Annotated in this window: 9 protein-coding genes; 4 read left to right on the top strand and 5 right to left on the bottom strand. The window is 45.3% G+C overall.

Features of this window, described 5'->3' with window-relative positions:
- A partial coding sequence (locus FC82_RS14610; RefSeq protein ID WP_056997370.1) for an Ig-like domain-containing protein occupies nt 1–3296 on the bottom strand: 3296 nt, incomplete at its 3' end.
- A gap of 634 nt (nt 3297–3930) precedes the next feature.
- On the opposite strand from FC82_RS14610, the gene FC82_RS14615 reads away from it, so the two are divergent.
- A complete protein-coding gene (locus FC82_RS14615; RefSeq protein WP_054760592.1) occupies nt 3931–4893 on the top strand; it encodes a serine hydrolase in 963 nt (320 codons plus the stop codon).
- A 293-nt stretch (nt 4894–5186) separates the two neighbouring features.
- Here FC82_RS14615 and FC82_RS14620 read toward each other — a convergent pair whose 3' ends face one another.
- A complete protein-coding gene (locus FC82_RS14620) occupies nt 5187–5660 on the bottom strand; it encodes a Dps family protein (protein WP_054760590.1) in 474 nt (157 codons plus the stop codon).
- Between the two features lie 580 nt (nt 5661–6240).
- Here FC82_RS14620 and FC82_RS14625 point away from each other — a divergent pair.
- Both FC82_RS14625 and FC82_RS14630 read left to right on the top strand, forming a co-directional pair.
- Complete coding sequence (locus FC82_RS14625; RefSeq protein WP_056997371.1) at nt 6241–7593, top strand: gluconate:H+ symporter; 1353 nt, start codon at nt 6241–6243, stop codon at nt 7591–7593.
- Between the two features lie 260 nt (nt 7594–7853).
- Entirely contained in the window at nt 7854–8471 is a 618-nt protein-coding gene (locus FC82_RS14630; protein ID WP_054760589.1) for an isochorismatase family protein, read from the top strand.
- 447 nt (nt 8472–8918) lie between these two features.
- Here FC82_RS14630 and yjeM read toward each other — a convergent pair whose 3' ends face one another.
- Both yjeM and FC82_RS14640 read right to left on the bottom strand, forming a co-directional pair.
- A complete protein-coding gene (gene yjeM / locus FC82_RS14635) occupies nt 8919–10406 on the bottom strand; it encodes a glutamate/gamma-aminobutyrate family transporter YjeM (protein ID WP_056997372.1) in 1488 nt (495 codons plus the stop codon).
- Between the two features lie 322 nt (nt 10407–10728).
- Nucleotides 10729–13269, bottom strand: coding sequence for a KxYKxGKxW signal peptide domain-containing protein (locus FC82_RS14640; protein ID WP_054760587.1), 2541 nt, complete (start codon nt 13267–13269; stop codon nt 10729–10731).
- Between the two features lie 459 nt (nt 13270–13728).
- Between FC82_RS14640 and gshAB the strand changes: the two genes are divergently transcribed.
- Complete coding sequence (gene gshAB / locus FC82_RS14645) at nt 13729–15246, top strand: bifunctional glutamate--cysteine ligase GshA/glutathione synthetase GshB (protein WP_056997373.1); 1518 nt, start codon at nt 13729–13731, stop codon at nt 15244–15246.
- A gap of 114 nt (nt 15247–15360) precedes the next feature.
- Here the strand turns inward: gshAB and FC82_RS14650 are convergent, their stop codons facing one another.
- Complete coding sequence (locus tag FC82_RS14650) at nt 15361–16170, bottom strand: LicD family protein (RefSeq protein ID WP_161939773.1); 810 nt, start codon at nt 16168–16170, stop codon at nt 15361–15363.
- Between the last annotated feature and the right edge of the window lie 634 nt (nt 16171–16804).

Below are 16804 nucleotides of genomic sequence, written 5' to 3' on the forward strand. Positions count from 1 at the left end.
ATAGTTGGGTCTGATGGAATCGTTGCATCGACTGGGTCGCCGTTTTCTGGGGTTGCGGTAACTGTGTCACCAGGGTCTACTGTTCCAGGGTCAATGGTAATGTCGATGTTACCCTTGTCATCTGAAGTTCCAGTGGCGATTGGGTCACCATTGTTGTCAGTAATGGTAACTGGCGTATTCGGATCAGTGGTTCCGGTAAAGTGGTAACCATCAGTTGAATTGCCTGTGACTTCTGGGTCAGTGATCTCTGGGGTGTCCGTATCTGTTGGCGTGGTTGTGTCCTCAGGTACAGTGGCTGTAGCCGGTGTCCCGTTTTCTGGGGTTGCGGTAACTGTCTCACCAGGGTCTACTGTTCCAGGGTCAATGGTAATGTCGATGTTACCCTTGTCATCTGAAGTTCCAGTGGCGATTGGGTCACCATTGTTGTCAGTAATGGTAACTGGCGTATTCGGATCAGTTTTCCCAGTAAAGTCATACCCATCAGTTGAATTGCCCGTGACTTCTGGGTCAGTGATCTCTGGGGTGTCTGTATCCGTTGGCGTGGTTGTATCCTCAGGTACAGTGGCTGTAGCCGGTGTCCCGTTTTCTGGCGTTGCGGTAACTGTTTCGCCCGGGGTAACATCACCGGTAATTGGAATCGTGAAGTCGCCATTGGCGTCTGAAGTACCAGTCCCTAAATCATTGCCATCCGGATCAGTTAGCGTCACCGGTGTATTCGGATCAGTTTTCCCAGTGAAGTCATACCCGTCAGTTGGGTTGCCTGTGATTTCCGGATCGGTAATTTCTGGTGTATCAGCTTCAGGAATGGTAATCGTGCTGGATACTTTATCTAGATTGGTCACACTGTAATCACTGCCTAAATCTGCCACCGCGGCTTTTACCTTGTCTTGACCACTCTCATTAAGCGCATAGGTCGTAACACTATTTCCATTTTCATCTGTCTCGGCATCTGAATAATCAAAATCAGCTGATGTCAGTGAAACAGTTAATCCATCAACATCTGTGGTAAACGCTTTGTCGTTATTTGCATCTAATGCTTCTTGCGCAGTTTGACCCGTAGTCCCGACGATTGGCGTAGCAGCAACGTGGCCGACAACCTGAGTTTCACCACTGATAGTAACGTTCAAACTACCTTGTGGATCAAGTGCCAGGTAAGCATCGTCGACATCTTTTTGAGAAGCGTTCACGTTAGCTGCAACTGCCTTCGCTGCCGCTAAAGCGCTATCACTCGGTGATGCCGCTTCAATTGCAGCGTTCAATTGTGTTTTGTCCACGTTTTGATAAACAATCGTAGTGTTAGAAGCTGTTGTGGTATTGTACAGTTTCGTCGCCGTTTTAATGGTTTCACCAGTGAATGCCCCTGGTGTGTTGGTCGACAAATCAGGGTCGGTGTACTCAATTGGTAAGGCCACAGTTTGAGACACACCAACACCGCCATCAATGGCCTTGGTGATTGCATCACTGATGTTAGTTGTTGCCGCACTACTCAATGAATTAATCGCGTTAGTAATTGTAGATGCGAAAATGTTAGCAGCTGTTTTAATGGCTGCACCAGCAATGCCTAGATTGTCCAATGCATTAGTACCATCGGCATTATCTTTAGCGCCGATTGCCACCAAAATACCATCTGAAATGCCCGTCGTCCATCCTTGAATATATGAGTTGACCATGTCGCCGATTGCAGTTGCAACACCATCACTACTCATGACACTGTACGAGCCGTCAGCATTTTTTGTTGCCTCCTCAAGAGTGGTCTGCGTAATACCGTTCTGCATGAGGTTTTGTCCTGAATCAATCATTGATTCAATTTCAGCAATTTCTTCATCGATGCCTTGCGAGTAGGCGTTGATTGCATCTGTCGGTGCGAAAGGCACCAATGCTGCGGCACTAACTGCCGTTTTAAGGGCTTCTAAAGCCGTTGCGCCAGCGCCCTCAAACAAGTCACTAATGCCATCAATGACAGTGGTAACTGGGGTGGTGACCAATTCCATACCCGAGCCGTTGAAATTAGTATCTACAACGGCCATACCCGTGATTTCATCACCTAGAGCGTATTTTGCTGCAATATCCGGATCGGTGATCTGGAATTCTTCTTGCGTATCGACATCTTGAATGGTCAAACCAACTGGATTTTTCGTAATCACCTTGAAAGTTCCGACAGTAGCTGTGTCAGAAATGTTTGATGGCAGACTGATGACTGAACCATGTTCATTGCTGCCTCCCGACGAGATCGAAATCAACTTGTTTTGACCGTTTGCATAAATAATAGTGCCACGCTGTTGCAGATCCGTGCTATCCGAACTAATTGCACCTTGGTCATTGATGGCATCTTCGGCAGTGGTCGAAGTTGACTGTTTATCAACAATGATGTTTTCATCTAAGTCATCATTAGAAGTCGCAGTCACTGGTATGCTGCCATATTCGCCCGCTTCACGGTCGGTGTCCGCATTAGCTTGTGTGACTGCAGGCAGTTGATCGTTGTCATCAACTTCGCCTAATCCAGCGGTTGCACTGTTATCTGCAGTTCCGGCTGAAGGACCAAACGAATTCTTAACAACAGCATCACTAGTATCTGGATCTGTCGTTGTCCCACTATCAACAGTTTGATTACCACTAGTATCGCCGTTGTCTAATGCCGGATCCTTAGCAACCGTTTCATCTGCACTAATGGTAGTAGACGATTTATCAACTTCCCCCTGATCTGTTGCAACGGTTGAATCCGCAGCAACAGCGCTAACTTCGTTTGTCCCATCAGCAATTGCTTGCTCTTTCGCCTGTTGAATTTCATCCTGTGTTGGGTTAACCAACGTTTTGTCATCACTAGTGGTTGCAGTGACATTTTTCGTTGTCGTTGCACCCGTTTGTGTCGTTGCTTCAGCACTCTCCTGCGTTGTTGCAGCATTTTCAGCGGTCGAACTTTGCTCGGCTGCTGTCTTTGTTGCAGTCGCATCATCCGCTGCTGTTACCCCATCCGTATCTTCAGAAGTTGACGTTGAGGATGTTTGTCCGCCAGTAGTTGAGCCAGTGGTTGCTTCAGCTGCTGGCGTCTCAGTCGCAGTGGTTGTATCTGTTGTACTTGTCGATGACGTCGTTGCCGTGGTCTGCGTAGTCTCGCTTGTGGTATCCGCATGGACATTAGGTGCCCCCAAGAAAACGAGTCCTAATGAAAATGTTGCGATACCCGCAAACAACCAGGTTTTACCGCTCTTGTACATCCGGTAGTGTAGCTTCTCATTATCGTTGATTGTCGCTAACTGCCGATTATTCTTCGACAAATTTTTTGACCCTTTTCCCATGTTTATTTCCTCCCTCAAAATAAAACGTGTCTATTCCTCCTAGTGGCGAAGTAATACCCCTACTACTTCGCCACGTTGATTGACGACCCCAAAGCGCAATCGCTTTCAACAAGCTTACAGTAACAAAATCTAAATAATGTTTGAAGACGGTTTAAGAATTTTATTATTGAATATTTAGTTTTGAATTAAAAAAATTGTGGAACAAATCAAAAGATGAACCACAATAACTGCATTTTTGTCTAGCATCGATTAGGTCTTAAAATTAATAAATTATCACATATTTATGTATATTCGTGTCTATTATTGAACATCAGTTGCAAAAAAAGATTAAAAATAATCTTTAAAATGCTATATTACAGGCATTTTACAAGGTTATTAAAAAATCCCGCTAATTCCCATAGTGTATAATATACATTTAGGTAAGTGTGGGTTTGCCGCTTGATTTTGACCACACTTGTTTATTATTTTTGTGAAACAATTGATTACATTTAAGTGTGCCAATCAAATAAAAGCATTCCCTGTTATAAGGTTTATCATAATGTCATCAAACAGTATTATAATTCTGCTACCCAAACACCATCAAAAGCGTCTATAATGTACGCATAACCTACTATATAGCAAGAAGGTCTCGCTGATGCATACACCAAAGCATGGTCAATCGATTAATTTTCGCCGACCAAAACCACGCTTCTACGTTGCTATTGCACTCATTTTTGGAATTGTTTTTTTTGTTCACCACGCAATCATCGCACACCAATCGGAATCGAATCACCCGAGCGCCCAGCCTGATACCGCACAGGTCATTCAGACTCGGCAAAATAAGGTTCAAAAGGAACTCAACGCGTACCTGAAGAAGGTCACTGCCGATGGGACGGCAACCGTTAGTTTCTACGACCTGGGTGCAAAATCCGGTAGTACAGCAGCTAAGTCTAAAGTACTCAACAAGTTTTACAAACGTGGCGAATTTGCAGCCTCGTCTCGAGGGCATACCGCAGAAATTGCTGCCAGCACGTATAAACTGTACATTGCTGCCTATACCTTCCACATGATTCACGAAAACGCGTTTACGTTTAACGACACTTCGAAATCAAGTTTTGAGCAAATGATTGTCGATAGTTTAAACGATTTCGCTGATGATCATTTGGAAACTTGGGGAATGAGTAATGTAGATGCTTACCTGAAAAAGCAGGGTTGGTACAGTCCAGTCTTTCTTGAGAGTCGACCAGCGCAGACCACTGCACTCAGTCTCACAAGCGCTTTGAAGGATCTGCACGACGGTTCAGGACCCTATCAGAACAAATCAGAGCGAAAATGGCTACTGTCATTGATGGGCAAGCAAATCTATCGGAAGGGAATTCCAACTGGCGCGAAGGAAGCAAAAGCTGGAACGACCGTCACAGATAAGGTTGGTTTCTACGATGACGAAAACAACGATGCCGGTATTGTGACCCTGCCAAACGGCGAGCAATACATTCTCGTTGTGATGACTCATGGGCACGAGCAAACTGGTTTGTCTGGGTTCCCACGGATCGCAAAAATTGCAAAGCACGTTCAGCAAATTGTATATTCGGATAGTTTGACGAAAGGTTTGAAATAAAAAAACGTTGTTGCCGGGGTGGCAACAACGTTTTTTTGATGCAGATTTAAGACTAGTCGTATGTGCTTTCTGGGTGTTACTAAATCGCACAGTGCGGATTGATTCCACACCCTGTTTTCTGCTGATTATTACATGAAAGACCCGATTAACACAGAACGTTCAGGTCTTCGAGATTAAACCGTGCTGCAAAAGCCAAGGACGAATGCAGTCATTACTTTCGGCAAAATTTCCAGATGTTGGAATTGATGCCAAAAGGGACTGGTGTCCTGCACTTAACCGCTTATCTCTGCACGCTAATCTTCTTTTGGACCCTTTCCCAAATAAGCAGAAATCATCCAAATGTCCTTGTCGATTGCGGTCTTAAACGCAATCAGGATATCCTGGGTCACAAAGTCTTTTTCTTCATCAGTATCAGTTAATTCAATGCCCTTTTCATATTCAGCACTGAGATATTTGTATTGATTAACCAGACGCTGGAGTAATTCCGGCTGGGTAAATTGGTTCCACTTAATTGGTTCATCCGGTAGCTTGGTTGTTGCAATAAATTCGTGGGTCGTTGCGATTGGATCACCACAGATTGAAATCAATCGTTCAGCGATTTCGTCTAATTGATCTGCTAACTCTTCTGCGTAGTCATCCATTAATGGGTGCAACTTGAAGAACTGCGGGCCACGCATATACCAATGTGTCTGTTGCAGATTGACCTGTAATTGGCTCAGATCTGCAATATATTGATTTAACTGTGCTTTTGTCTTTGTGTCTGCCATAAAAAAACCTCCAATTAATTACATTCTTGTGTTGAACATCAACACTACAATTGTATCAAACTCCATTGGTTAAGGCATGGGAAACGCTTACGAAATAATTTCATTTTAAGTGATAATTAATCCTTGTGAAATGGATTTGTGCACATCTATTATATTCTGGCCAGTTACAACTCGTTATCCTTCCCAAAAATGACCACCGTCAAATGGGCATTATTGACATTATGGTTGCATTACCGATTAACTATACTATAGAAGAAACACCGCCTATCTTTCATGCATTTTTTCATATTATTACGCCATATCCACGAAATTTTCAGGAAAACAAGCTTGATAATCACAAACATTTTTAAAAATTAATTCGCTTTCAGAAAGTATTGTAAGCGCTACAATAATAATCATTCTTATCGGAAACGGTTTCATGAAAATTTTTCTAAATTAATTCATCTTTTTTGAAAATTATTTACAAATTTGCTTGAATAGTTTGTCATATTTCATTACAATTCTTGTGTTGTTCTTTTTTTAGCATCACATAGAGAGAATTTGTATGTCATCGAGAGAGAAAGAGAAATGAGGAGACTTCTTGCAATTTGTTGTATTAATTCTAGGGATCGCGTTACTGCTATTCCTGATTATTCGCGTTAAGATGAACACCTTCATTTCATTGATTTTAACCGCTGTCCTCGTTGCGCTGGGCTTAGGCATGAGCCCCGCAAAAGTTGCGGACACGATTACTACCGGGATCGGTAGTTCAATGGGTGAGCTGTCCATCGTCTTTGGGTTTGGTGCAATTATCGGCCGTTTGGTTTCTGAATCAGGCGGGTCTTACCGAATTGCACAAACATTGATTCGGGTCTTCGGTAAGAAACGGCTGCAGCTTGCTGTTGTGGTTGCTTCTTTCATCCTTGGGATGTCGATGTTCTTCGAAGTCGGGCTGGTGCTTTTGACACCGCTTGTCTTCGCCATCGCCCTTGAAGCCGAAGTACCATTCTTATACCTTGGTCTGCCAATGGTTGCCGCACTGTCGACGACTCAGGCGTTCCTGCCACCGCAACCAGCACCAACTGCTGTTGCCGGTGCCTTGAACGCTAACGTTGGTCAAGTGCTTGTTTATGGGATCATCGTGGCCATCCCAACGGTTATCGTTGCCGGCCCGCTGTTCCAAAAGCTCGCTAAACGATACGCACCAGAAGCGTTTACGATTAAAAAATCCCTGCCAGCCTTTGGTAAACTTAAACAATTCGACTTGGATGAGACACCTGGATTCGGTATCTCACTGTTAACATCATTGTTTCCAGCAATCTTTATGGCGGCAACGTCAATATTTGAAATTGCGACGAACACAACATCCATTACTGGCGGTCACGGGCTTAAAGCCTATATGGCCCTGATTGGCAGTCCTGAAGTCGCAATGTTGATTTCCCTATTATTTGCAATTTGGTCAATGGGCTTGCATCAACATCGCAGCATGGCCGACATCAACAAAATTGTTGGTGATTCCTTGAAGTCCATCGTGATGCTGCTGATGATCATCTGTGGGGGCGCTGCCTTCAAGCAGGTCTTGATTGATGGTGGTGTTGGGACAGCTATCCAACACATGGTTGCCCACGTCAACATTTCACCACTGATTCTTGGTTGGGTCATTGCCGTTATCTTACGGATTGCCCTGGGTTCTGCAGCCGTGGCAAGTATGCCAGCTGCTGGGCTGGTCACGCCCCTCATGCTGGCATCCCACGCCGACCCTGCCATGATGGTGCTGGCCATTGGGGCTGGTTCCGTTGCCGCATCTCACGTGAATGATGCCGGGTTCTGGATGTTCCAAGAATACTTTGACCTGAGTGTTAAGCAGACTCTGAAGATCTGGACCGTATTGGAAACGGTATTGTCCGTTGTCGGTCTCTGTTGCGTATTAATTTTAAACGCCGTTGTTCACTAAAAACCGCAATTAAATACTGTCTTTGTAAAAACTATCAGACGACTGTCTGATAGTTTTTTGTTGTATAAATATTCTATTGAACAACTGTTTATGAACGTTTATGCATTTATTTGTTGGGATAAAAACCACTTTTTTTAGCCATATAATACCAACTATAGATGTATATTGGACATTATTCCACCGTATTTAAATCGAAATCCTTTCAAATTTTTGGCGAGTCGATTATACTGTTGCCAGAACTTCGAAAGGACTGATTATTAATGACAAGCTTCGAACGACGTGATCCGCAATCTGACAATCTATTAACGCCAGAAACGAGCGCCTTTTTAATTATCGACTACCAACCAACCCAGATTAACTCGATCAATTCAATGCCCCACTTTGAATTGGTTCAACGCATCTCGGCAGTCACTAAGCTCATGAAGGACTTTGAGGTCCCCATAATTCTGTCTACCGTCAACGTTGCCACCGGTCGGAACAAAGATACCATTCCACAGTTAAAGCGCATTGTGGGCGATATTCCGTCGTATGACCGAACAACTATCAATGCCTGGGAAGATAAGGAATTTCAGGCAGCGGTCAAGAGCGTTAACCGACCAAATCTGATCATCGCGGCGTTATGGACCGAAGCTTGCCTCACCTTCCCGACAATCGATGCCCTAGCAGAAGGCTACAAAGTCTTTCCTGTCGTTGACGCAGTCGGCGGTACCAGTACTGTGGCGCATGAGGCAGCTCTGCGCCGGGTTGAACAGGCAGGCGCCACCCCTGTTTCTTACGCGCAGCTTGCCTGCGAATTTCAGCGAGACTGGAACCGGTCAGACACGGTCAACACGTTCTTCAATGATCTGGACCAAGCTGGGATTTTCCTGGAATTATAGCCTGGTCCTATCTGTCTCACACTTGTTGGAGCACCCGTTGTCGGGCGCTTCGTACATACCTTCGACACTTCGAAAACCTTTGCCTTAAACTGTCTCATCGTCGAAGGTCTGTGCCTCTTGTTTCACAAATTATCACATAGCACCTTTGCACCGCTAACCAAGTAGTGCCAGCCGTTTATTCACCCCCGAATGAACGCTTGGTGGTTAGCGGTATTTTTATGGGCAAAATGACTGGGTGATCTCACTGTGCTTTTTTTATAAGCATCACAGTTGATTGACCTCTAAACTGATTGCCACTCATCATAGGGTCAACAAGCGTTTGCAGCTGTAGTTAACTACTTTTGGGTTGAAAACGCCACATAATGAATGCCGCTGTATCTGCAGATGATTCGAAACAAAAAGGAATTACCAGCGCTAGCCAGTAATTCCTTCACTGTTCTAATTCAATTAATCATTAGCCTGCTTGTGCGTTTGATAGCTCAAGAATGCCCAGGCAATTGCGCCGAAGAAGACCGGCCCGATAATCGTCCAGAAAGCGGTGACGTAATCGTGGGTAATAATCGGATAGGCACAGGTAAAGCCGATGCCGCCGACCAACACAATCAATACGATTGCCACGATGATGTTCGTCAGTGTCTTGTTGTTGTAAACATGGAAACTGTATTCCAAATCTGTCCGCTTCTTAAAGAACGGGAAAGCACCAATCAGGAACAGGTATGGAAACGATGTTGAAACGTTCGACATATCGGTTAAGATCATGTAGAACTGTTGCGCGGTCGAACCCCCGAAGGCAATCAGAAAGATCAGGACACAGACGATAGCCGCCTGGGTCCACATCGCGTAGCTCGGCATCTCCTTGCCGTTTAACTTGGTCATTTTCTTTGGCCAGAACTTTGGGTTGGACCCCATGATAAACGACTTCAATGGTGAGTATATCAGCACCGAGAACGACCCGAGATAGGCGATGAACATGCCCAGCCCAGCAAATCGCGCGAACAAGGCTCCAATCAAATTAGCCGTGCTGGCCGACAAATTCAGGCTGTTTGCGAGTGACACCCCGAGATTGTTCATCAGTACGTAGGTGATGTTTCCTAAATTGACCTGGTCACCTGACAAAACTTGGTGCCAGTTCGTGCTGACGCCCCACAGGAAGATGGATACCGAGTAGGCAATTGTAATGGCGACCGTTGAGAAAATCAGTCCCTTTGGGAAGGTCTTCTCCGGCTTGTCAAGGCTATCGGTCACCCCTCCTAGTGATTCAGCACCCGCGTAGGCGAAAATTGCGTAAACGACAAACGAAATGAAGGCTATCGGTGACTGGAATTCAGGGTTAGGTGAATGAATGAAACTGCTGATACCGTGGATCGGTTGTGCAAGCTGGCCGCCGTTTGCGAACCAGACAATCAAACTGGCAATGACGAAGATGATTGTCAGCAGGCTGACAAAGATGCCACCAACTGACGACAATTTGGCAATCATATCCATTCCGCGACTGGCAGACCAGGTAATAAAGATGATCCAGAGAATGCCAAGTACCCCGATCACCTGGGTAGAAGACAACCCCATCACAGACCAGGTCGGCGTGGCATCATGGCCGGCAAATATCGTTGAAAATGGCACCCACACCTTGGACGCCGTTGACACCATCCAAATGATCCACGATGACAGCCAGATGAACGTTCCAATGAATGCCAGTCGTTCGCCGATCGACTCAGCCAACCACGAGTAAATCCCCCCGTGAGCATCCTTAAACGCAGAACCGTACTCCGCAAACATCAGTGAACTTGGCAGCATGAAGAATAATGCGGCCAGCACGTACCAAATAATGCTGGCGTACCCCATCTGGTCATAGGCGACCGTGGTATTCGCAAACCCGTAGATCGTCGTAAACACCATTAGGATCAGCCCAACCAGTGTAATCTTTTTCTTTCCCATAACGTTACCTCAACCTCAATCTAAAATAAGTGCATAATATTCCTATTTAAATGTACCCTTTACTGCATAACTATTCAATATTTATGAAAAATAATTTAGTTTCTCATGTATTTCCAATATTAACGTGCTGGGTATATTGTTGACTTTATGCAGTTTAAGATGAAAGACAGTTTGACGGTAATTGTATAATATTCCATTCAGTCGAAACGATTCTGGCCAAACTGCATAGAACAATCGGTTTATACAGTTGGCAGATACATAAAAAACGGTTCAGCGCCATTACCCCACTGAACCGTTTTCTAATGCACATCTTATGATTAATTTACTCGTGTTTCCGTTTCTCAAACCCAAGCCAGCCAGCCATGGTCGTTACCAGAGCAAGCAAGCCAAGCGCACCAACGTGCTCTTGAGTTTCAGAAGTTTGCGGCAGTTTGTCATACCGTCCCATTCGTGAGTTATTATCTGCTGCACTATTTGCATCAGCGGTCGTCACAACACTGTTTGCAGTTGCTTGAACGATTGCGTCACCGCCCGCGATACCAGATTCGCGATTCCCGTTAGTCGTGTTACCAGCTGTGCCAGTCGATGTGCCATTGCCACCGTTTGAGGATGATCCGCTGCCGTTATTACCAACAACTTTTTGCGTGCTGGTCGTCACATCGCCAGAATTGTTCGTGGTGCTGCCATCGGTGCCAGTGGTACCGGTATCGTTACCCGTATCTGTGCCGGTGTCGTCGCCAGTCCTATCTGTAGAATCAGTGGCAGAACCAGATTCACCACCGTTGTTAGGCGGCATTACAACAGCATCCTTTTCGTAGACCACATTGTAAGTCAGGTTAGCAGACGTGTTCGTCACTGTTTGATCACTTTGGGCAGCCGTCGCATCCGCGCTGAGAACAACATGGTAGCCCGCAATCGTTGGCAACGTCACTCCATCCAAGGTCCGTTCCGTAGGTGTGATCGTCACATCACCCGTCACAGGATCAGTGGTTTCTGTGAAGCCGACCATTTCAAGCGTACTTGGTGACAGTGTGTTACCAGCTGAATCCACGTAGTTGACCGTCTTTGAGACAATTGAAGTGGTCATTGCCGGTGTGCCTTTTGTGTAATAGTACGTGACTGTTTGACCAAATGGGCTGTATGTGCCGGTAGTATTACCAACAACTTTCTCAAGGTGATAACCTGTTAACACCAGCTTACCACTCGCAATTTCATCAGCTGCAACAGTTCCTGTATCATAAGACCCATAAGGATACTTTTGACCAGTAGACGAATCAGCATTCGTTAGATCAACCGTGTCTAAATTGGTGGTAGTACCGTCATGATTGTCAACAACATAATTCACGGTCACGTCCTCATTAGCGGCAAGGTAAACCCGAATTTTTTCACCATTTGCGCTCATTATACCGATAAAATCACCTTGAGTCGCAAGCAATGTATAGCCTTGTGCTACTTTAGCATCGATGTTTGTCTCGATACCTGCTGCAATTAAATCATATGCCTGATCTGTGTAGTATGTGGCAGCATATCCCAGTGTTGTTGCAGTAGAAGGATCTGATACTGACGTGTAAGTTTCATCACTACTATTTGTTGTTGGTTCATAACCATATGTCACAATGATTGGATTGCTATCCTCCGCGCTCTGTGTTTGTCCAAAAGTTCCAGTGGCGTTCGCTGGAATCGAAACCAGTTTATACCCCTGGATGTTTAATGATTCAACCATGGTCGTATCATATCCGTTTGCAGGATCATTTCCTTGGGCTGCATTCATGACACTGCCTGACAATGTGAATGAATACATTACTGTATTATTTGTATCATCAACAAGCTGAACGACAACATCCGAAAGTGGCAGGTAATATAAATCAACATAGTAAGCACCTGCTGCATTCTTTTCTGCTGCCAACGTTGAGATATCACTTACAAGTTGGTATCCCTGAAGGTTTATTGCATGATTTGCAACGTTAACATTTTGACCTATGTTACCGTAGGCATAAGTTTCTGATCCCGTTGCAAATATTTGGTCTGTTATCGCATTGTAATAGTAATAGGTGATAATTCCGGCTTCTTGTGCAGGAATTGCAGTCGTTGTATCTTTTATCAATTCAGCCACATAGGTTGAATCACTTGTTGCTGTATTATCTTCCGCAGTCGCTGCCACTGCCGTCAGAGTCTGGGGCACCCCAGTAGCCGCATATTCAGCAGCTGCGGTGGCCTTTTCTTCAGCAATCGTCTCATCATCTACAGCACCTAAATTTACGACGTTGTTGCTCGATGCTGTTTTGGAGGTGTCAGATGCTGTCCCACCATTAGTGGTAGTCGTTGGTGTTTCGGACTGGGCTTGCTTATTGGTGGTGTTGTCAGTTGCCGCAGCTGTCCCATTTGTAGCCAATTTATCTGCCTGAGTTGCTGAATCACTCGAACTTTCGGTTGAAGACTCGCCGGATTTCTCAGTCACGTCCTCTGTACTTGTGGCAGCAGTTGTTGAACCATTGGCCGCTGTCTTGGCTGTGCTGGATTCACTGCTTGAATCAGCAGCTGTAGTTCCGGTTGAACTTGACGCCGCCTTTTCACTAGTCGCACTATCGCTGCTCTGACTAGCGCTTTCAGCCGTTGTCGTGCTACTGGCAATCGTGGCAGTAGCACCCGTCGTTGATGTGGCCGAATTAGTGACAACCGTTGTGTCGGTAGCTGACGTCGTATCAGCCTTAACTGTCGTGACCCCCGTCACGCCCGCAAGACCCAATGAAATTGTAGTGACACCGGCAACCAACCAAATCTTACCAGACTTATACAGCCTTGGCCGATAGGTGGTTGTTCCTTCGTCACGCAATAGTTTTTGATACGCTGATCTTTTTATCATGATGATTCCCCCGTATTTCTCGCTTGCTCCAAAAATGACTAACAAAATAAATCACCAGCTTCAGTGACTCCTCCAACGCTATTATAACGGTTTCACACTGTTTCTCAGTCGCCATTATCCCCACATATTATCTGATTTTTGAACATATGTTTCAAAACGGTTGTAATCATTCACCTCATTAACTATCATGTTCACCTTTACGGTTGACGACTTTCGAGGATGCAAAAATTGATATATAATGTCTCTATTGGTGGGTTAACTGATTAAAAGTTTTTATAAAATTAAATCGTCCAAAAAGATAAGCTTATATGAGGGATTACACTTGTCACCCACTGAATTTCGCGCTAAAATCATGAATACTTGAAATTCAATTTTTGAACACCTGTTTATAAACACTCAAAAACTTTGCCCCGACATGAGACGTTATTTGGGACTAAGATACTTAGGGGGATTTATGTCATGAACATGCAAGAGATGCTGCGCCAGGCAAACGTGGCCGGCAGTTTTGCCCAGTGTAAAATGGGCATTGAACGTGAGGGCCAGCGGGCAACGATCAAGGGTCAGCTGGCGGCAACGGATCACCCGCAACGATTGGGCAACCGCAGTTATCATCCGTACATTCAAACCGATTTTGCAGAGACCCAGCTCGAATTGATCACACCGGTCTGCACCCGCACCACCGATTTGATTGGCTGGCTGGAACTATTACATACTTCAGCACAAACGGCCATGGCCCCAGATGAGGTTATCTGGCCGATCAGTATGCCGCCCGCACTGCCAAAAAACGAGACCGATATTGCGCTGGCGAAACTGACAGACGCACACGATGTCGCATACCGGAAACACTTGGCTGATGTTTATGGTCGTCGCAAGCAAATGGTCAGCGGTATTCACTTCAATTTTGAATTTGACCCGGCACTCGTCAAACAACTCTTTGATCTGCAAACTAATATTACTGATCTACCAGACTTTAAAACGGCACTTTACTTTAAAGTAACCCGCAACTATCTGCGCTATCAGTGGCTGATTACTTACCTGATGGGCGTTTCGCCAACCAGCGAGTCCGGCTACTTTACCGATCAGAACCGGCCAGCCGAACCGGTGCGCAGCCTGCGTAATAGCAGTTACGGCTATACGAACGGCCCCGATGTGCACGTTTCGTATGCCGATATGGACCATTACTTAGCCGATTTAGACCGACTTGAAGCTGCCGGCATTTTATCCGAAGACAAGGAATTTTACGCACCTGTTCGTCTACGCGGCGGTCAGGCAGTTCACGACCTTCGCACAAGCGGGGTCGACTACCTTGAAGTGCGCAATATCGATTTGAACCCCTTCTCGCCCTACGGCATTAATAGTGCCCAAATCACTTTTTTGCGGTGCTTCATGCTGACACTATTGTGGCTGGACGAAGAACAACCGGCTGATGACTGGGTCGCAACCGGCTTCAAAATCAACGATGAGGTGGCACTTGAAAAGCCAACCACCGTTTCCGCCTACGTCGATGAAGGCGACATGTTGATCAACGCCATGGCAGAAATGAGTCATGCCCTGCAGCTGCCCCTATCCGCAACACTGTTTAACGATGCCCGCTATGCCCTGCACCGGCCGGAAAAAACACCAGCCTACATGCTTTACACGCAGAGCCAACTCAGCAGCCAGCAACAACTCGCTACCGGCCTGGCTATTCGCAATAAGCAGGCTGCCAACACAGCCACTAACCGGTTTATGGCTGCCAACATTCCCCTGCGCGTTCTACTGGTCAACGCTGTGAAACGTGGCCTGACGATCACCTTCACCAACCATGCCAAGACAGCCTTTAAGCTCACGTTTAACGGTCGTGAGATTTATGTCAGCGACCGCGGTACCAGCCAGGATGGTGACACTTGGCAGCCCGTTACCAAAGAAACACCACTGCCAGTAACCGTTGCACACACGCTTGGCATAAGCTGGCGCGGTGATAAGCCGGCAATTTAATATAAACAATAAAAATAGGCTAAATCAGTTTTTTAAAACTGATTTAGCCTATTCTAGTCTCAGGATTCGGGTGATCCTTCATCTTTTTTCCTCCGTGGTAAGCATGCGTTATGCTTAAGCACCAATGCCTTCATCTTCAGAAATCGATGACAGCATGGTCATTGCTGTGATGTGGTGTGAGACTTGCAAATTAACCGGTGGCACTGTCATGTAGTCCCCATACAAACGTTTTAAATAGGTGTCATAGCCGCTGATAACCGGCACTTGAAGCGTTTCAAACGTTTTCTGTTCAAAGCTGCTGATCTCGTTTGGCAATATAACTTCCTTGGCGTAGGCGTAAGGCGAGGACATGTTTGCCAATGGCAAACGTGCGTCATCGTTATACCTTGTCATCACTTGGTAACGCCGTTTGTACAACTGTGTCAGCGATAGTTTTTTCAACCCGCTGATCGTTGCAATCTGGCGTGGCCGGTTCGGGTAGACGCGCGCAGTAATTTCATCCTTTAACGCCTTGATCTGCATGGCCTGCTGTTGCTGGGCGTCCAAATCAATCGGCAGCCGATCAAACGGAAAAATATCAATAAATACGCCGTTTCGCGTTCGTGTATCTTCGCGACCGTGTTCTTCGATCCAAGTGTCGGTCCGCATGAGCTTCGCAAAATCAAACTCGAACGCTGAGTCCAATCGATCTTCCTCCAATGCCATTGACACATCAGAAAGATAAGCGGGCGCGTCCTGAATAAATTTGTCAAAATCCGAACGAGTCAGGCCAACGTCAATGTCATCATCCCACGGAATAAATCCGTGTTCCCTCACGGCACCAATTGCCGAACCGCCAATCATAAAATAAGTTAAACCGAATCGTTTGCAAATCTCATCTATTTTTTCAAGCATATTGAGTTGCAGGTCATGAATGGTTCTCATGTCTATCAAGTTAATCATCATCCTTTCATAATAGTTAGTTTACTAACTATTAACATTAATTTTAATCTATAAACAGTCCCTTGTCAATTTTATCGTATTGATAAACATTTAATTAATAATAGAAACGATATTTCTGCATAATTTCATAATCAAAATACCTATTGTTCGTTATTTTCATGAATTAATAATTTCATAATGAGGCGTAAACTAATTATTTTAGGACTTTATAGTAGGCTTTTTCAATATTAAATAAAAATGAGAATTTCTCTTGACGTTTCTCATTCAAGTGTTATGATAATGACAACTTGATAGAGCAAATGCGTTTACGAGGACAACGTCAGTTCGCCACACAGCGATCCCGGTTTGGTGCAAGCGGGAATAGAATTGACAAATCACCTCCAGGCATTCAGCGTGAACAACAGTAACGGTGAACGGAGTCACACTCCGATATCAAAATGGATCTGTGAATACGCAGATCACAAGTCCTATTCGGCAACGGGTAGGAAGCTAAAAGGTGGTAAAGCACATATGGGTGCCCTTTAAAGTCATGATAAGTGACTTTTAGGGCACCTTTTTTATCCCCGGAATGTCAACTCAAGTGCAACAACCATGGAGCCAGGCCGTGAGCTAGCTT

Source organism: Secundilactobacillus collinoides DSM 20515 = JCM 1123, from assembly GCF_001435975.1.
Lineage (GTDB): Bacteria > Bacillota > Bacilli > Lactobacillales > Lactobacillaceae > Secundilactobacillus > Secundilactobacillus collinoides.